At 36.4% G+C, this 18,887-nt stretch carries 14 protein-coding genes; all 14 read left to right on the plus strand.

What is annotated here, in order from left to right; all coding sequences use genetic code 11:
• The first annotated feature begins 19 nt into the window (after positions 1-19).
• The 14 genes from GGQ92_RS05010 to GGQ92_RS05075 all read left to right on the plus strand — a co-directional run bounded on the left by GGQ92_RS05010 (position 20) and on the right by GGQ92_RS05075 (position 18,885).
• Positions 20-1,009, plus strand: coding sequence for an endo-1,4-beta-xylanase (locus GGQ92_RS05010; protein WP_184245231.1), 990 nt, complete (start codon positions 20-22; stop codon positions 1,007-1,009).
• A 575-nt stretch (positions 1,010-1,584) separates the two neighbouring features.
• Positions 1,585-2,904, plus strand: coding sequence for an ABC transporter substrate-binding protein (locus tag GGQ92_RS05015; protein WP_184245233.1), 1,320 nt, complete (start codon positions 1,585-1,587; stop codon positions 2,902-2,904).
• Between the two features lie 80 nt (positions 2,905-2,984).
• Entirely contained in the window at positions 2,985-3,911 is a 927-nt protein-coding gene (locus GGQ92_RS05020) for a carbohydrate ABC transporter permease (protein WP_184245235.1), read from the plus strand.
• A gap of 12 nt (positions 3,912-3,923) precedes the next feature.
• A complete protein-coding gene (locus GGQ92_RS05025) occupies positions 3,924-4,760 on the plus strand; it encodes a carbohydrate ABC transporter permease (protein ID WP_184245237.1) in 837 nt (278 codons plus the stop codon).
• 21 nt (positions 4,761-4,781) lie between these two features.
• The gene (locus tag GGQ92_RS05030) at positions 4,782-5,384 is read left to right on the plus strand and encodes a YesL family protein (RefSeq protein WP_184245239.1); all 603 of its coding nucleotides are present in this window, start codon (positions 4,782-4,784) and stop codon (positions 5,382-5,384) included.
• 401 nt (positions 5,385-5,785) lie between these two features.
• On the plus strand, positions 5,786-6,070 hold the full coding sequence (locus GGQ92_RS05035) for a hypothetical protein (protein WP_184245241.1): 285 nt from the start codon (positions 5,786-5,788) through the stop codon (positions 6,068-6,070).
• Between the two features lie 554 nt (positions 6,071-6,624).
• Positions 6,625-7,569 carry an ABC transporter permease gene (locus GGQ92_RS05040; protein ID WP_184245243.1) on the plus strand — a complete coding sequence of 315 codons (945 nt, stop codon included), beginning with the start codon at positions 6,625-6,627 and terminating at the stop codon, positions 7,567-7,569.
• A 12-nt stretch (positions 7,570-7,581) separates the two neighbouring features.
• Positions 7,582-8,454 (plus strand): carbohydrate ABC transporter permease, encoded by an 873-nt coding sequence (locus GGQ92_RS05045; RefSeq protein WP_184245245.1) that lies wholly within the window; start codon positions 7,582-7,584, stop codon positions 8,452-8,454.
• Between the two features lie 92 nt (positions 8,455-8,546).
• A complete protein-coding gene (locus GGQ92_RS05050) occupies positions 8,547-10,214 on the plus strand; it encodes an ABC transporter substrate-binding protein (protein ID WP_343068761.1) in 1,668 nt (555 codons plus the stop codon).
• A gap of 121 nt (positions 10,215-10,335) precedes the next feature.
• Positions 10,336-11,124, plus strand: a complete 789-nt coding sequence (locus GGQ92_RS05055) for a Nif3-like dinuclear metal center hexameric protein (RefSeq protein ID WP_184245247.1) — start codon at positions 10,336-10,338, stop codon at positions 11,122-11,124.
• 36 nt (positions 11,125-11,160) lie between these two features.
• Positions 11,161-11,871, plus strand: coding sequence for a YesL family protein (locus GGQ92_RS05060; protein ID WP_184245249.1), 711 nt, complete (start codon positions 11,161-11,163; stop codon positions 11,869-11,871).
• Positions 11,868-15,266, plus strand: a complete 3,399-nt coding sequence (locus GGQ92_RS05065; RefSeq protein ID WP_184245251.1) for a glycoside hydrolase family 2 TIM barrel-domain containing protein — start codon at positions 11,868-11,870, stop codon at positions 15,264-15,266. The genes GGQ92_RS05060 and GGQ92_RS05065 overlap by 4 nt, the downstream gene beginning before the upstream one ends.
• A 26-nt stretch (positions 15,267-15,292) precedes the next feature.
• Positions 15,293-16,450, plus strand: coding sequence for a Gfo/Idh/MocA family protein (locus GGQ92_RS05070; protein WP_184245253.1), 1,158 nt, complete (start codon positions 15,293-15,295; stop codon positions 16,448-16,450).
• A 179-nt stretch (positions 16,451-16,629) separates the two neighbouring features.
• Positions 16,630-18,885 (plus strand): glycosyl hydrolase family 95 catalytic domain-containing protein, encoded by a 2,256-nt coding sequence (locus GGQ92_RS05075; protein ID WP_184245255.1) that lies wholly within the window; start codon positions 16,630-16,632, stop codon positions 18,883-18,885.
• The last annotated feature ends 2 nt before the right edge of the window (positions 18,886-18,887 follow it).

The raw sequence follows: 18,887 nt of genomic DNA on the forward strand, positions 1-18,887 counted from the left end.
TTCGTAGGAAGGTGAGCATGTGGCTAATGTACCGAGTTTGTATAAACAGTTTGAAGATTACTTCAAAATAGGTGCAGCAATTAACAAACGAACGATGCACCATTCTAAGGATACAATTTTGAAACATTTTAATAGTATAACTGCAGAGAATGAAATGAAATTTGAAAATTTACATCCAAAAGAAGATGAGTATACTTTTTCTATAAGTGATGAAATGGTTTCCTTTGCAGAGCAGAATGACATTGGCGTAAGGGGTCATACACTTGTTTGGCATAACCAGACAAGTGAGTGGCTCTTCAAGAAAGATGGAAAAGACATAGATTCTAGCACGTTAGATCAAAGAATGAAATCTCATATTGAAACAGTGCTTGACCGCTATAAAGGGAAGATGTATGCTTGGGATGTAGTAAATGAAGTAGTCCTAGACGAAAAAGAGCCATTTTTAAGACCATCAAAATGGCTAGATATTTTAGGGGAAGAATTCATTGAAAAAGCTTTTATTTACGCTCATGAAGCGGATCCAAGTGCTCAATTGTTTTACAATGATTATAACGAATCTGCTCCAATTAAAAGTGAGAAGATTTACCAACTTGTTAAAGGTCTAAAGGAAAAAGAAATTCCTGTTCATGGTATAGGAATGCAGGCGCATTGGAATATTGTCGATCCTCAACTTGATGATATTAAGAGAGCGATTGAAAAATACGCTTCATTAGACGTCAGAATTCATGTAACGGAAATGGATGTTTCGATGTTTGATTTCGAAGATCGACGTACCGATCTGACAGAGCCTGATAGTAAAATGCTAGAGTTACAGGCACAACGCTATGAGCAATTTTTCAAAATCTTTAAGGAATACCATAAGCATATTGACTCTGTAACCTTATGGGGTGTGGCAGATAATTATACATGGTTAGACAACTTTCCGGTGAGGAATCGAAAAAATTGGCCTATGCTATTTGATGAGAATCATGAACCAAAAGAAGCATTTTGGCGAATTGTCCATTTATAAGTAACAGTTGCTATGTCGAGTCTCACTTTTATCAATTCGTAGGCAATGAATTTCATTTTTTCATTGCCTACATACTATAAATTTGTTAAAATTAACCTCAAATTATATTACACTACAATTAAAGTTATAAACCCATCATTGAAATTTACCTATTCATAACACTTCAAATGTAAAACACACTTCTTTTAGAGATATTCATACCTTGATCTTCATATAGTTATAACAAGGTCTCTTGCTAACTTAGTTTATCCTCAGAACAAAGGTACACTCTCATGTCTTATACCAACTTAGTTTATCCCTAAATCAAAGATACACTCTCAAATCTTATACCAACTTAGTTTATCCTTAAATCAAAGAAACACTCTCAAATCTTATACCAACTTAGTTTATCCTTAGAACAAAGATGTAATTTATTCTCGGTATTGATTAGCAGTTGGTTTTTGTTTGACATAAGTATAGTTATTAATCTGTAATTATAAAAACATAATCGAAAGCGCTTTTTTCGCAGCTATATGTAAACGTTTCCAACTGCTAATGAATATAAATTAAAAAAATCACTTAGGAGGTTGGTTAGTTTGGTCAAAAAAGCTTTGTCATTTCTGTTGTTATTAGGTCTTGTCGTAGCTCTTGTCGCATGTGGTAGTGAGGATTCTGGCGGGTCAGGAGACTCAGGAGACTCAGGAGACTCAGGGGGTTCAGGTGATTCTGGAGGTTCTTCCGATGGAGAGTCCGTTGAGTTAACAATGTGGGTTTTCCCTGGTATGGGTATTGATGAGCAAATTCAAAAGTACCAGGATGAAAATCCAAATGTCAAAATCACTGTACAGGAAGCAGAATATGCAGATCATCATACGAATCTCTTGACTGCTCTTGGTGCAGGGTCTGGTGCTCCTGATGTGGCGGTAGTTGAATCTGGTTATATTGAACAATTTAAAGTAAATCCTAATCAGTTTCATAACCTAAATGACTACGGTGCAGAAGATGTTACGGGAGATTATGTAGAGTGGAGATGGAGAGAGGCATCCTCGCCAGATGGAGACTTCGTTCTTGGTCTTCCAACGGATGTAGGACCGATGGCAATGGCTTATCGTACGGATTTATTTGAGGACGCAGGACTTCCTACGGACCCAGATGAGGTATCTGCACAGTTAAGTACTTGGGACGATTATATGGAGGCTGGTCGTCAGCTTTACGATGAAACTGGCGTTTATATGTATAATCATATTGCTGAAATTTTCGGTGTTATCCGCGAGCAGGGAGAAGAGCAATACTTTGACACAGATAATAATTTAATCATTGAAGAGAGTGAGCAAATTAAAAAAGCATGGGATGTTTCAGTAAATTCAAGAGATATTCAGGCTGGAATTGAACGTGAATCAACAGAGTATGGAGCTGCTTTAGCTAGAGGAGATTTTGCAACAGTGTTCCTACCACCATGGATGCTACAAAATATCAAGGATGACGCTCCTGATACGGAAGGTCTATGGAATGTAGCGCAAATGCCAGAAGCTTCTGGAAACTGGGGTGGATCATTATTGACAGTTCCATCTCAAAGTGATCATCCACAAGAGGCATTTGACTTTATCAGCTGGTTAATGGCACCTGAACAACAATTAGAGATATTTAAACAGTATGGAAACTTCCCTAGTGCGCAAGAGCTTTATGATAATGAAGAAGTAATCAACTATAATGATCCTTTCTTTAATCGAGAAGATTTAGGTGCGATGTTTGCCGAGGCTGCGCAACGAGTTGAATATGTTTATCGTTCGCCAGATACTTCTACGGTAAATACAATTATGGGTGATTCTTTAACAACGATTATTGATGGGCAAGCAACTCCAGAAGAAGCTTGGGACAATGCACTTGCCGAAATCGATAGACAGCTTTCTAGGTAAACCAAATAAGAGGGGAAGAGATATCATATCGTCTTCCCCTTCAATGTGATAATTTTATTGCTTAATAGAGGAGGGGTTTCATGGCGGAGCAAGATGTTGCAAAAATCAATCATGTGAAGGAAAAGCGAAAATATCGTCCAAAGCTTCATGATAGTTTAACAGGATATTTATTTATATCCCCTTTTTTCATTTTGTTTTCTATTTTTGGTATTTATCCCTTAATCTTTACAGCATATTTATCGTTGCATAAGTGGAATATTTTAGGGGATAAAGAATTCGTTGGGTTATCAAACTACGTATCCCTATTTACGAATGATCCATTGTTTTTGAAATCAGTGGGAAATACCTTCTTCATATGGGTATTGTCTACTATTCCTCAATTAATTTTAGCGTTAATACTAGCATTCTTATTAAATCAAGCCTTTTTAAAAGCAAAAGGTATATTTCGTTTGGCGATTTTCATGCCAAACATTACTTCTGTTGTAGCAGTAGCTATCATTTTCTCTGCGATGTTTGGTACAAATTATGGAGTTATTAACTATGTGCTCTCACTATTTAGTATTGATCCGATTAATTGGACAGGTAGCACACTAGGGACCCAAGTAGCTATTTCTGCCATGGTAATGTGGCGATGGGTTGGTTACAATACAATTATTTATCTGGCTGGGTTACAAGGAATTTCAAAAGATCTTTATGAGGCGGCTACAATAGATGGAGCAAATAAAAGACAACAATTTCTGTATATTACAATACCTCTAATGAGACCTATTATACTATTTACGGTCATCCTTTCTACAATTGGGGGAATGCAAGTTTTTGCGGAACCATTGTTATTTGGACGTGGAGCTAATAATCAGGGTCTAACAATGACACTCTATTTATATGAGGAAGCATTTACTAGATTCGCGTTTGGTTATGCGTCTGCAATTGCATGGGTGCTATTTCTCATAATCATTTTATTCTCCCTATTTAATATGTTTATAACCGGAAGAATAAAAGGACAATAAGGAGGGGTATACATGAATGAAGTAGGTGCAAATAAATTCGGTCGAGTCGTATTATATATCTTTCTAACTCTATCAGCGCTAATATCAATATTTCCATTCTATTGGATGTTTGTAATCGGTTCGAATACAAACTCAGAAGTAAATAATATGCCTCCAGCTCTAATACCAGGAGAGTTCTTTATTGATAATGCTACGAAAGTATTTGATAGAATTAACTTTTTCGGTTCGCTACTAAATTCTTTCATTATTTCCACGGCAATAACTTTTTTCGTATTGTTTTTCTGTTCTTTAGCAGGTTTTGCTTTTGCGAAAATACAATTTAAAGGAAAGAATTTTTTCTTTATCTTCCTTCTAGCAACGATGATGGTTCCACCACAGTTAGGTTTAATTCCATCATTTATGATCATTAGTGCGTTAGACTGGGTCGATAAGTTACAAGCAGTTATTGTTCCGGGAATGGTAAGCGCCTTTGGGGTATTCTTTATGAGACAATATGTCGCAACATCAATACCTAATGACTTAATGGAAGCTGCGAAGATAGACGGTTGTGGCAATTTCCGCATCTATTGGAATATAGTTGTTCCATCAATAAAACCAGCGTTTGCTACATTAGGGATCATTCAATATATGCAATCTTGGAATGACTTCTTATGGCCATTAGTTGTATTGAAAGATGCTAGTTCTCATACGATACAAATAGCGTTAAGAACGTTAAATGATGCTTATACGACAGATTATCCGATGATTCTAGCAGGTACATTTATGGCGACGATCCCAATATTAATTGTATTCTTGATTTTTAATAGACAGTTTATTTCTGGTATTACAGAGGGAGCAGTAAAAAGTTAATTTTTTGTCAGGAGGACGTATATGGAAAGGCTAAACAGGTTAGTGGACCAGTTATGGGAACTTCTAAAACTTCAATTTTTTTGGTATGTTCTAATTCTACGTGGCGGGGTTATACTTGGCGTCTTTCCTGCAACAGCTGGAGCATATAGCGTGGTTCGTGACAAATTAAGAAATAAAAGTGTGTCGTTTACTTTTAAAGAAGTGAAAAAGTATTACCAAGAATCTTTTAAGATGGCTAATCTTATAGGATGGATGTTATCGATTTTAACGGTATTTATCGGCTGGAATTGGCTACTAGTACCAACAATAGCTGAACCTATTATAAAAACGATGATGTATGGGGTTTTAGTTATCTTTAGCTATTTAGTAGTATTACTTTGGACGTATTTATTTTCCGTGTTGTCGCATTACAAATTACAGTTTTCTCATTACCTTTTGTTATCATTGCAGATGGGATTAACCCACTTTTCACATACTATTTTACATTTCATTCTCTTTAGTATGTGGGTTCTGTTATTCTATCATTTTATACAAATTGGTATTTTAATTGGAATACCAATTATTATCTACATTCAGCTTTATATCAATATGTATTTGTTCCAAAAAAGTGTTCAACCAGCTTAACAAAAAAGAAAAAAATTAATGATATGAGGCTGAGTAAAAAGTATTTAATCATAGTACAAACCGAACGATTCGATAGAATCAGTTCGGTTTGTACGTTTTTATAATTACTTCGCTCAAACACTTCGCTTTCCGCAGGCAACGCCTCAACTAATTACAAAAGTTCAATTGAACTTTTGTAATGGATTTTCAGCTGTTGCTTACCTGCAGGAGTCTACGTGTTTTGGCTACGTAATTTATATCTCATTTTTTATTGTTCGCCTTTAATATTGTAAGATTTATTTGTGCCCTGCCTCATTATTTTTAAATAAAATACGGACAAAACTTGCTATTACTGAAAAGTCTATTTAGATTTTTTGGATTCATAGTATAATAGTATTAGACAATAAATGAGAACTGTAGAGGTGATAAAAATAAACGCAAAAACAAAAAAAATTTCCCTAATTGCTGGAATAATAGGTGTAATATTATGGGTAGTATTAACCGCTTACTACTATTTATGGGACTTTTCATTGAAAGAAAAGATTGAAAATCTGTTATATGTCTTTTTTCTCCTACTTATACCATCGTGTGTAGCCATCATTGCATCGAAAAAAGATAGTAATCCATTATTATTACTTGCTATTATATGGGCAATGCCGTTCAGTCTTTTCTCTTTACTTTCGATATGGATCGCAATCGTATCATAAATATAGCAACTGGGCTGGTACAGACTAGTAATAATAACGACTTATCAAAATCTCTTGCTTCCACCCGTGGGGTATAAGTCAACATCTGTGCAAGAAATACTCCTTGCACAGTGTTTCCTATACCTTTGCAATTCCTTAAATTCCCTCAATTAAGGAGTTCTGATTAATCCCGCAACGTGAACTGAATCACACTATGTAATTCCCCTACTGTTGCTATTCTCGCATGTGTCTTGAATTGTAACAAGACTCTTAATTAAGCCCATTTTATTTTTGACATTCCTATTTTTTATTTAGCCTCAGTACATTACTACTTTTTGCTGTAGTTAATTATTAGAATAAGACTTCATCTTAAAAAAGAACAGTCTCAGTCAATTTTTGACGAAATACTACCATTCTAGTATGTTGACAAAATAAATAACACGAGCTATAATAATTTTTAAGTTTAGGAATTGGCAATTAGTAGCATCTTTTGGACTAAGTAGTATACTAGTTATACTACAATTATTTTTCATTCAATTTGTAAGCGCTTAATAATGGTAGAAGGAGGAAATGGAATGGCAGAACTTAGTCATAGTGATACAAGACCGACGCTTAGAAAAAAGAATAAATTTTCACATTTTCTGAAAGAGTGGCAGCTATACATATTAATTCTATTGCCTGTTATTTATCTCATTATTTTTAAATATATACCAATGATTGGAAACATAATTGCCTTCAGGAGATTTGTTCCTGGTGGCAGTATATTTGGTGAAGAATGGGTAGGGTTCTATTATTTTGAGATGTTCTTATCCGATCCTACTTTTTATAAAGTCTTTACCAATACGCTCATACTAGCATTTCTCTTATTAGTTGTTACGTTTCCTGCACCTATTATTTTCGCACTACTTTTAAATGAAATCAAAAATCATTTGTTTAAACGATTTGTTCAAACGGCATCCTATTTACCGCATTTTTTCTCGGTGGTTGTAGTAGCTGGTATGGCATATGAGTTACTAGCATTAAATGGACCAGTAAATAGTTTTATAGCTAATCTCGGTATTGACAAGATAAGCTTTATGCAAATGCCGGAATGGTTTCGAACGATCTTTGTGAGTGTGGACCTTTGGCAAGGTCTAGGATGGGGAGCCATTCTTTATCTAGCGGCACTAACTGGAATAAATGAGGAATTGTACGAAGCAGCACGAATTGATGGTGCTAATCGATGGAAACAAACGATTCATATTACAATCCCAGGAATATTACCAACCATCGTTGTTCTGTTAATTCTAAATATCGGGAACTTTCTCCAAATTGGATTTGAAAAAGTGCTATTACTTTACAATCCACTCACCTATGAGACTGCAGATATAATCGCAACATATGTTTATCGTGTCGGATTACAATCAGGGAGTTTTAGTTATGGTACTGCAATTGGTTTATTTGAGTCGATAATAGGCTTAATACTCGTAATTGGAGCAAACTATGTTTCTAGAAGAATTACAGACAACAGTTTATGGTAGGGGGGTTACGAAATGAAAGAATCTTGGCAATATAAAGCTTTTAAAGTATTTAATACGGTTATTCTACTGCTCATTGTTTTTATTACATTGTTCCCATTTGTTAACATTTTTGCCCAATCTTTTAGTGCAGAATCTTATATTAACTCAGGTCAGGTAAGTTTATGGCCTAAAGGCTTTAATGTTGAAACATATAAGATCATTATGGCAGATAATATCTTTTGGATTAATTATAAAAATACAGTTGTCTACACTGTAGTCGGAACGATTATCTCGTTAATTCTTTCGACAATGATCGCTTATCCATTATCTAAAACAAAGTTAAAGGGACGACGTTTTCTTACTTTATTTTTCGTATTCACGATGTTCTTCAACGGTGGCCTTATTCCAAACTATGTACTTGTTACATCGTTAGGCTTTGGAAATACGATATGGGCAATTGTTATACCAAACGCAATTAGTGTATTTAACATGCTTATCATGCGTACATTCTTCTCCAATATACCGGATGAATTAGAAGAAGCGGCAATTATGGATGGATCAAGTACATTTGGTGTTCTATTTCGAATCGTTCTACCATTATCCAAACCAATCTTAGCAACGATGATGTTATTTTATGCGGTAGCACATTGGAATTCTTGGTTCCCAGCATTTATTTACTTTAGTGAAAAAGAGTTGTTCCCCGTATCCATCTATTTAAGGAACTTGATAAAGGGAGCAGAAGCAACTTTAGGCACAGGTGCAACGAGTCAGGATAATTTGACACAGATTGCTTCCAATATTAAAGCGGTAACGATGGTCCTAACAGTATTGCCAATATTATTAGTTTATCCATATATTCAAAAGTACTTTGTATCCGGTGTTATGTTAGGTTCTGTTAAAGGTTAATTCAAAATCTTTATAGGAGGTGGTGCCTCGGCGTTGGCTTAGTAGCTGGATGTAATGGTTTGCTGATGATAAATTTGAAGGGGGAGTTATACGTGGAAAAAAAGTTTAAAAGTTTGGTACTAATAATGGTTGGTATAGTTTTTATGCTCTTTCTAGCTGCGTGTAGTAGTGACACCGGGTCAAGCGACGATGGTAGCAGTAATGACGGTAGTAATGAAGGGAATACAGAGGGTGAGGAAATCTCAGATGAAGATTTAGGTGCGGCAATGGCCGACTATAAAGTAGGAGATACTTTCCGTGCAACAGAGCCTATTACGTTTACTACATTATTCAGCGATCACCCGAACTATCCATTGCAAAATGATTGGATGTTGTGGGAGAAAATTCAAGAGATTACAAATGTAGAACTAGATATTACCTCTGTTCCTATGAGTGACTATACGGAGAAAAGAAGTTTACTTATTAGTAGTGGAGACGCACCGTACATTATCCCTAAAACATACCCTGGAGAAGAAACTCCGTTTGTATCATCAGGAGCTATTTTACCTATTAGTGATTATGTACAACATATGCCGCACTACCAAGATAAAGTGGAAAAATGGGAGATTGAACCTTTCTTAGAAGGTCTTCGTCAAGAAGATGGAAAATATTATGTGTTACCTGGTATTCATGAAAATTTCTGGCCTGATTATAGTTTAGCTATACGAATGGATATATTAGAAGAATTAGGTTTAGAAGTGCCTGAAACTTGGGAGGATCTCGAAGTAGTATTAGAAGAAATGAAGAAAGCCTATCCTGACTCTACTCCGTTCTCAGATCGTTTCCAATTTAACAGTACGTTGAACATCGCTTCTGTGCCATTTGGAACGAAAGCAGGTTGGGGACTAGGTAACATGCTTATGTTTGATGAAGCGAACGATGAGTTTTATTTTTCACCAACGACAGAAGAATATCGTTCTATGCTAGAATATTTTAATGGACTTGTAGAAAAAGGATTACTAGATCCAGAAAGTGTAACGCAGGAAGATGAGCAAGCGATTCAGAAGTTCACGAGTGGTGAATCGTTTGTTATTAATACGAATGCACAAACATTAACACAGCATCGACCAACAATGGATGATGTATTAGGACCAGACAACTATGAAATAAAGAAAATACCTGTTCCTGGAGGTCCAGCTGGACACGTTATGACAGGTAGTAAACTAGAAAATGGAATTATGTTCTCTGCAAAAGCAAAAGACGATCCAAACTTTATTGCGATGCTTCAATTTATCGACTGGATGCTCTATAGTGACGAAGGTTTGGAATTTAACAAGTGGGGAGTGGAAGGTGAAACATTTACAAAAGAAAATGGCGATAGAGAGCTAATCGGAGATGTAACGTTCCGCGGAATGAATCCAGATGGAACGAAAGATCTGCAAATAGATTATGGGTTCTCAGGTGGTAACTTTGCATATGGTGGACCAACAGAGTTGTTACATTCCATGTTCAGTGAGGAAGAAATTGAATTCCAAAATGCAATGCATGATACGAAGGAAATTATCTTACCTGATCCACCAATTAAATATAATGAAATGGAATTAGAACGATCTACTTTATTAAGCACTCCATTAAAAGACACGGTAGAACAATATACGTTACAGTTTATTGTCGGGGAGAGAAGCTTAGATGATTGGGATGCTTATGTTCAAGAGTTAGAATCGAAAAATTTACAAGGTTATGTAGATTTAGCGAACGAAGTATACCAAAAAAATAAATAAGAAGCAGATAACACGGGGAAATGAAAACGCTCTCCGTGTTATCCTTTTCTTTACGAAGAATTTGCCTTATAATGGAATTTGTAGAGGTGGAAACATCATAGATGGAAAGAGGTAGAGCAACTTGTCTTTAACAATTCGAGCTATAGCTAACTGGATGGAAGATAAACTACCAAATAAATCAGAGACAGTAGATGGTCTTTTAATAGGAAATGAATACGACCAGGTAACTAAAATAGCCGTTGCTTTTATGCCTTCAATAGAAGTATTGAAAAAGGCAGCTAAAATTGGAGCTAATTTGTTGATTTGTCATGAGTCTCCTTACTACGAACATCAAAACAGAGATAATCACGCAAGTAATCCAGTTATTAAAGAAAAGATGGAATTAGCTGCTGAACTGGGTATTGCGATATACCGGAATCATGATAGTCTACATCGACAATCACCAGACATGATTACTGCTGGATTAGTGCAGGAGTTAACATGGGAAGAGAAAATAGTAGAATTCGATGCAATTAGTGCGACCGTTGAAATTCCAGAATCTAGTTTGGAAGAAATTATGATACATATTAAAGAAAATTTAAACATTCAATCTGTTAGATACATAGGTAGCTTGGCAAATAAAGTTAATACGATTTCTATCTTAGCTGGTTTTAGAGGAAGTGCGGCAAATGTTATTCCTCTTTTACAAAAGAAAACCGATCTTGTGATTTATGGAGAAGGTCCCGAGTGGGAAACACCAGAATATGCAAAAGACGCTTTAGCACTTGGCTACAATAAAAATGTAATTATTTTAGGCCATATGGAGAGTGAGGAACCAGGAATGAGGCTACTTGTTCATCAATTGCAAAAAGAATTTCCAAAGGTACGGACAGAGTTTATCGCATCAGACCCGTTTATTCATTATTCCTAATTTAATAGAAACGAATAATAGCAGGGGGAGATTTTATTGGCACAAACATCTTATACAGAAGGGTCGTTTTATCGATTTTCTCAAGTAGTTTATTGGCTAATGGTCGTGAATTTTTGGTTTGTTCTGTCTAATCTTTTACTCATTACCGTGTTTTTATTATGGGTCCCATCCATTATAAGCGCCGTTATATTCTATATTGCTTCACTTCCCATGGGGCCAGCAATTGCGACACTTTGCCATTCATTAACAAAGTTTAGTAAGGATAAGGATATTCCACCAACAAAAACGTATTTTCAATCGCTTCGTAAAAATGGAATAGAGGCTCTTAAAGTTTGGATACCTATCGTTACAGTTGGATACATTCTAGTTATTGACATTCAATACTTTCAACAAAACCCAACAGTTTTTTATCAAATTTTAAATGGAGTTTTCTTAGTCGTTTTATTTTTAATGACAATTTTCACTTTTTATTCATTGCTTATTATGACACATTATAGTTTCCGCATCCGCGATATATATCGGTTGTCTGTCTACTATTTATTTACATGGATCAAAATATCAAGTGGTAATCTCTGTATTGTGTTTTTGTCTATCGTTCTTATCTTCTTGACGAATGACTTTATAGTATTGTTGCTAGGAAGCATTATTGTCTGGGTACTCGTTTTGAATTCTCGGAAACTCTTAGCTGATGTGAAGGTTAGTTTCGTAAAGTCGGATCAGAGGGATTTAGAGGAGGAGAAAGTATGAATGAAACCATACTACTGAATGACTACTGGAAATTTGCGAAAACAGAGTTGGATAGGGAGAGACCTGAACACGATGAATTCATGCCTGTAGATTTACCACATGATTGGCTAATTGAAGATTCGCAAAACTTGTATGAGAACAGCATTGGTTGGTACCAACGTCGATTACATATAAACGATATGGATCAGCTATATTTTCTTTATTTTGATGGTGTTTATATGGATGTATCTGTTTTTGTAAACGGTAACAACGTTGGTGAGTGGAAATATGGATACTCCGCTTTTGAATTCGATATAACTCGAGCATTACAAGTAGGTGATAATCTAATTGAGGTGAAGGTCGTACACCAAGCACCGAATAGTCGTTGGTATTCTGGTGCAGGAATCTATCGTAATGTCTGGTTAAAAGTTAGAAATCAAAACTATATACCTACTGATGGGGTATATGTAGCTATTTCAGAAAATGGTAATGATGAATGGCATGTGAATATTGAGACAGAGGCGGTTGTACAGGAAGATGTACAGATTAAACAACAGTTATTTGATCATAATGAAGAGATTATCTCAAGTACAAACACTACGAGAGAGTTCCTTTCTAAGCAAAAATTAATTATGCGTCATCCAAATCGGTGGTCAATCGATCAACCTTATTTATATAGGCTCGTTACAACCTTATTAGTAAGAGGAAAAGTAATAGATGTAGTAGAAAATCGAGTAGGATTTCGTTCAATTAAATTAGATCCTAATTATGGATTTTTACTGAATGGCAAAAGGATAAAATTGAATGGTGTTTGCGAGCATCATGACTTAGGAGCATTAGGCGCAGCATTTAATCCAGTAGCGTTGCGCAGACGTTTACAAATTTTAAAGGATATGGGTGTTAACGGAATTCGAACGGCACACAACATGCCAGCAAAAGAATTGATGCATTTAGCGGATGAAATGGGATTTATCGTTATATCAGAAGCATTTGATATGTGGGAAAGACCAAAAACAACGTATGATTATGCCCGATTTTTTAAAGATTGGTATAAGAAAGATATAAAAAGTTGGGTTCGACGAGACCGGAATCATCCTAGCCTAATTTTATGGAGTATTGGTAATGAAATTTATGATACACATGTAGATGAACGAGGCCAGGAAATTACTCGAATGTTAGTTAATGAGGTAAAAAAGCACGATCCGTTAGAAAATGCGAAACCAACAATAGGTTCTAACTATATGCCATGGGAAAATGCGCAAAAGTGTGCAGATATTGTGAAGATTGCTGGTTATAATTATGCAGAGAAATACTATCATAAGCATCATAAAGAATATCCGGATTGGGTTATCTATGGAAGTGAAACGGCATCTACTGTTCAAAGTAGAGGAATTTATCATTTCCCATATGAACAATCCGTTCTTTCCGATGATGATCAGCAATGTTCTTCACTTGGGAACAGTACAACAAGTTGGGGAGCAAAATCTACAGAAGCTTGTATAACAGATGATCGAGATGCGCCGTTTTCACTTGGTACATTTATTTGGACTGGATTTGATTACATAGGAGAACCGACACCATATCATACAAAAAATTCGTATTTAGGCCAAATAGATACGGCTACCTTTCCAAAGGATTCGTATTATGTGTATCAATCAGCATGGACGAACTATAAGGATAAGCCGATGATTCATCTATTTCCATATTGGGACTTCAATGAAGGTCAACTTATTGATGTTCGTGTAGCTTCGAATGCTCCAAATGTTGACTTGCAGTTGAATGGAAAATCGATCGGTACGTATGCGATCGACCATCAACGCGGGAAACAACTTGTTGGCTGGTGGAAGGTACCTTATGAAAAAGGTGAATTAAAAGCATTTGCTTATGACGAACAAGGTAACGTGATTGCGACAGATGTGCGCCACTCGTTTTCCGATCCAGCATCGATTCATCTACAACCAGATAAATCAACGTTGAAAGCAGACGGACAGGATCTTATTTTTATGGAAATAACGATGAAGGATAAAGAAGGTCACGTTGTTGAGAATGCTACGAACAGAGTCGAGGTTCATGTTACAGGTGCAGGTAGATTGGTAGGATTAGATAATGGGGATAGCACAGATTATGATTCTTATAAAGGAACATCTAGACGATTATTTAGTGGGAAACTAATGGCTATTATAGCTGCGAAATTAGAACCAGGAGATATTCGAGTAGAAGTTAGCTCAGAGGGACTGACTCCAGAAAAAGTAGAGTTAAGAGCTGTTCTAGCGGAAGAGGAAGTGCTTGGAAGGACTGCGATTCAAGAGAATAAACGGAAACCAATCATTATGGGCAAACTAGGTGAAATTCCTGTAAGAAAAATAGAAATAAACACGCCGAGCGGACGACTCTTCACAAAAGAGCGAACGGAAATAGAAGTCCATGCAACGGTATTTCCGGCGAATGCATCGTATCAAGATGTGGAGTGGAGAGTTGTAACAGATGCGGGAATTGATACAAATATAGCTACAATCGAACAGAATGGAAAAAGCGCTATTATCCGAGCGTTAGGTGATGGAGATTTTCGGGTTCGCTGTACATCGAAAAACGGAACAGATAACGTACGTTTAATATCTGAGATCGAATTTTCAGCAGAAGGTTTAGGGAAAGCTTTCAAAAATCCTTATGAATTTGTATCAGCGGGTCTATATGATGATAGCGAAGGAGAAGTTACGAATGGTAATGAGCGCGGAATCGCTTCAAGTCGTGATGGGGTCACGATGGTTGGTTTTCGTGATATCGATTTTGGTTCGTATGGTTCGGATACAATCACATTACCGATTTTCGCATTAACTAGTGATTCCTATGAAATTGAGATTTGGGAAGGGAAACCTCAAATAGAGGAAAGCTCGCTTTTAGCAAACGTCATATACCAAAAAGAATCGAAATGGAATGTTTATCAACCAGAAACGTATCAACTATCCAAACGTTTGCAAGGAATAACATCATTATGGTTTGTATTTAAAGATAAGGTTCATTTAAAAGGATTCGAGTTTGCAAAGCCAAATCGAGCTTGGGAGAGAAATTACGCGAACGAAGCGGATCATGTGTATGGCGATCAATATAAACAAACAGACAAAGCAATGATAGATATTGGAAATAACGTAACGTTTACGTTTGACGAATTGGATTTCGGTGAGGAAGGTGCTTCCAAACTAATTCTCTCAGGTCAATCTCCACTAGACAAAAATACAATACATGTAAGATTTACTAGTGCTGATGGTGAAGAACGACAAATAATTGAATTTTCACATTCCGAGGACTTTGAGGAAAGAATATTTGATATTGAAGTAGTAACCGGCAAACAAAAGGTAGAATTTATCTTTTTACCAGGTTCGCAGTTTCATTTTCAATGGTTTCGTTTTGAAAAATAAGAATCATAAAAGGGGAGAGTGTTAGTATGCTACGAGTAGCTATTATTGGTACAGGTGCGATTTGTCCAGCTCATATCCAAGGGTATTTACAATTCACAGAAAAATGTAAAATTGTTGCATTGTGCGACCTTTATCCTGAAAAAGCGAAGCAAATCAATGAGGAATATAAGATAGGAGCTGCCGTCTATAACGATTATAAAGAAATGCTAAAAAATGAACAACTAGATTTAGTATCGGTTTGCACACCGCCTTATACACATGCTGAGATAACCATTGCTAGTTTGGACAGTGGTAAGCACGTATTAGTAGAAAAACCAATGGCATCTTCGTTAGAAGAATGTGATGCAATGCTAGAGGCAGCTGCACGGAATAACAAAAAGCTTTCAGTAGTAGCACAAAATCGTTTTACGACACCAATGATGCGTTTGAAACACGTATTGGATAGTGGTTTAGCAGGTGAGATTGTCCATACTCAAGTGGATTCTCATTGGTGGAGAGGCCACAATTATTATGATTTATGGTGGCGTGGAACATGGGAAAAAGAAGGTGGAGGCTGTACATTAAACCATGCGGTTCATCATATTGATATTTTTCAATGGATGAACGGAATTCCAAGTGAAATTACAGCAATTACTACTAACACATCTCATACAAACGCAGAAGTCGAAGATTTATCGATTGCTATTGGTAAATATGAAAATGGATCACTTGCACAGATAACAAGCTCCGTTGTTCATCATGGAGAGGAACAACAGTTAATTTTTCAAGGGAAAAAAGCGAGAGTATCTGTTCCATGGAGAGTGAAAGCTTCCACTCAAAAGGAAAATGGGTTTCCAGAGGAAAACCGAGAGCTAGAGGAACAATTAGCAGCAGAATATGAAAAAACACCACAATTAAAATTTGAAGGACATGCTGGACAAATCGAAAATGTATTGAATGCTATTATCGATAATCATCCGGTATTAGTAGATGGCGAGCAAGGAAGACAAACATTGGAGTTAATAACTGCTATTTACGAGTCCTCCAATTACCAACGTACCGTAAAATTGCCTTTAACTAAGGATAGTCCGTTTTATACGAGAGAAGGTTTAATTGCTAACGTACATCATTTTTATGAAAAAGGTAAGTCTGTAGAAAACTTTTCTACCAATGAAATTACAACAGGCGGGAACTACGGAAAATAACAGAAATCCTCCCACTCTATGCGAGAAATCGTAATAGAGTGGTTTTTTCTTCAAAACGTTTATAAAAGTAGAATGATAATTAAAAGGTATGTTGCTTTTTAAATTAATTTTATTTATAATGGGCCCTAGTTTTAATTCAATAATTGGAAACCGGTTTCTGAAACGAAGGAGATGAACAGATGGAACACTCAATACCAGACCGTGGAGTATGGACATCCACCATAGCGTCCATTTGGGAGGATGGTTTTGTAAGCGGTAACGGAATCCAGGGAGCTATTTTATATGGGGAACCAACTAGTGAAACATGGATTGGAAATCATTGTCGATTGTATTTGCCACAAGGAAATGATTTTACTGTACCTAATTTAGCGCCGTATCTAGAAGAAACACGTACTATTATTCGTACTCAGGGCTATGAGGAAGCCTTAACCTTTCAGTATGAAAAAGCAAAAGAGTTAGGTTATAGCGGCCTAACAATGAGTGACCCTTACCATCCAGGATTTCATCTTACTATAGCAACTAATCATTCCACCTATAAAAATTACAAAAGAAGCCTCGATTACCGTACTGGTGAAATCGTCGTATCGTATGAGAATGAGGGGTCAGCTTATATGAGACGAGGTTTTGTCTCTAGATGTACAAACAAACACTATTATTGGTTAAGCCCTGGTACGTATACGATTCAACTAGCAAAATATGAAAATCCTTATATGCATCAAGATATACATGTGGAAGCTCAAATGATTCATAGCCATGTATCGTATACAAAAGGTGATGGTGGCTATGATATATCGATATCTATGCAAGGGATGCCTACGACAAAACCAGTTGAAAATGGTTATATTGTTTCCAACAAAGAGCCTCTGCTTCTAGTAATGGAGATAACCCCATATAAGCGAGGGAATGAACGCTCTATCATTCGTCGTGATATTGATACTACTTACAATTATGAAGAAGAACTTGAGAGACATCGTACGATTCATCAAGAAATGATTGGGCGAGTTCAGCTTGATATTGCTCAAGACAACGATCGATTAAAGGATATATGGTCAATTGTCGACAAAGCGAAACAAGAGAAAACGGTACCACCTGAATGGATTGAAAAAATGTACGATGCAGGCAGATATATGTATATATGTAGCGCAGGCGAGCTAACACCGAATTTACAAGGTATTTGGACCGGAACATTCCATCCAGCTTGGAGTGGGGACTTCACGTTTGATACGAATGTCCAACTATCCATTGCCGGAGCGTTATCGAGTGGATTATGGGAAGGATTAGAAGGATACTTTCGTTTAATCAAAGAACTTATACCTGGTTTTCGGGAAAATGCAAAAAAATACTATGGTTGTCGAGGAATTATGGCTAGTGCTCATTCCAGTAATACAGGAAATCATGTCCATTGGAATCCAGATTGGCCACTTCATATGTGGACATGTGGTGCAGGTTGGCTTGGCCATTGGTACATGGCATATTACCGATTTACAGGTGACAAGCATTTCCTTCGGGAGGAAGTCATTCCGTATTTAGAAGAGGTAGCTTTGTTTTATGAAGATTTCCTTGTCAAAGACCAGGATGGAACCTATCGTTTTACACCTTCTTATTCCGCGGAGAATGGCTGTGCAGACAATGCAACACAAGATATTGCGGTGGCAAAGGAGGTATTGTCCAATTTAATTGAGGCTTATCAAATTTTGCAACTATCTTCAAATAAGCTAGTTGTATGGAAAGAGATTATCGACCATTTACCAGCATATCAAATTAACGATGAGGGAGCTTTAAAAGAATGGCTTATTCCAGAGAAAGATGAAAATTATAATCATCGTCATTTTTCTCATCTGTATCCAATATTCCAAAGTCGTGAATTTAATGAGGTTTCTGATCCAACACTTTGGCAAGCGGCCAGAACTGCTTTTGATAAACGCTTGGATGCATGGTTGTTAAATGAGGAGGGAGATACAAGCTCGACACATGGTCGCATGCATTCAGCCCTGTGTGCCACACAGTTTAGTATGCCAGACTTAATTGAAGAAATTTTTCATCTACTGATTGAGAAAGATTGCTTTTTTTCATCGTTAATGATGTCTCATTACAATAACCGAGAAATATTTAATGTGGACGGAAATGGTGCATTACCACAGGTGGTACATGAAATGCTTATTGATTATAGTAACGAGTATTTAACTGTCCTTGGTGCACTTCCATCTATCCTGCCAAAAGGTAAAATACAAGGCGTTCGGTTAATGAATCAAATGATTGTTAATGAGATGACATGGGATATCAATAAGCAAAAGGTAGTGATATCGATAGAATCAATGGTGGCGCAACACATAATAGTACGTTTACCGCTATTCCAACAATCGGAGCATCATTATAGTAAAATTTATTTGCAAAAAAATAAATCAGAAGAGATATCTATACATTTAGGGAGGTAATG

Source organism: Gracilibacillus halotolerans, assembly GCF_014206945.1.
GTDB lineage: Bacteria > Bacillota > Bacilli > Bacillales > Amphibacillaceae > Gracilibacillus > Gracilibacillus halotolerans.

Coding starts and splice junctions, on each gene's coding strand:
- GGQ92_RS05020 (WP_184245235.1), top strand. CDS start 2,985: ATGGCGGAGCAAGATGTTGCAAAAATCAATCATGTGAAGGAAAAGCGA.
- GGQ92_RS05025 (WP_184245237.1), top strand. CDS start 3,924: ATGAATGAAGTAGGTGCAAATAAATTCGGTCGAGTCGTATTATATATC.
- GGQ92_RS05030 (WP_184245239.1), top strand. CDS start 4,782: ATGGAAAGGCTAAACAGGTTAGTGGACCAGTTATGGGAACTTCTAAAA.
- GGQ92_RS05040 (WP_184245243.1), top strand. CDS start 6,625: ATGGCAGAACTTAGTCATAGTGATACAAGACCGACGCTTAGAAAAAAG.
- GGQ92_RS05045 (WP_184245245.1), top strand. CDS start 7,582: ATGAAAGAATCTTGGCAATATAAAGCTTTTAAAGTATTTAATACGGTT.
- GGQ92_RS05065 (WP_184245251.1), top strand. CDS start 11,868: ATGAATGAAACCATACTACTGAATGACTACTGGAAATTTGCGAAAACA.
- GGQ92_RS05070 (WP_184245253.1), top strand. CDS start 15,293: ATGCTACGAGTAGCTATTATTGGTACAGGTGCGATTTGTCCAGCTCAT.
- GGQ92_RS05075 (WP_184245255.1), top strand. CDS start 16,630: ATGGAACACTCAATACCAGACCGTGGAGTATGGACATCCACCATAGCG.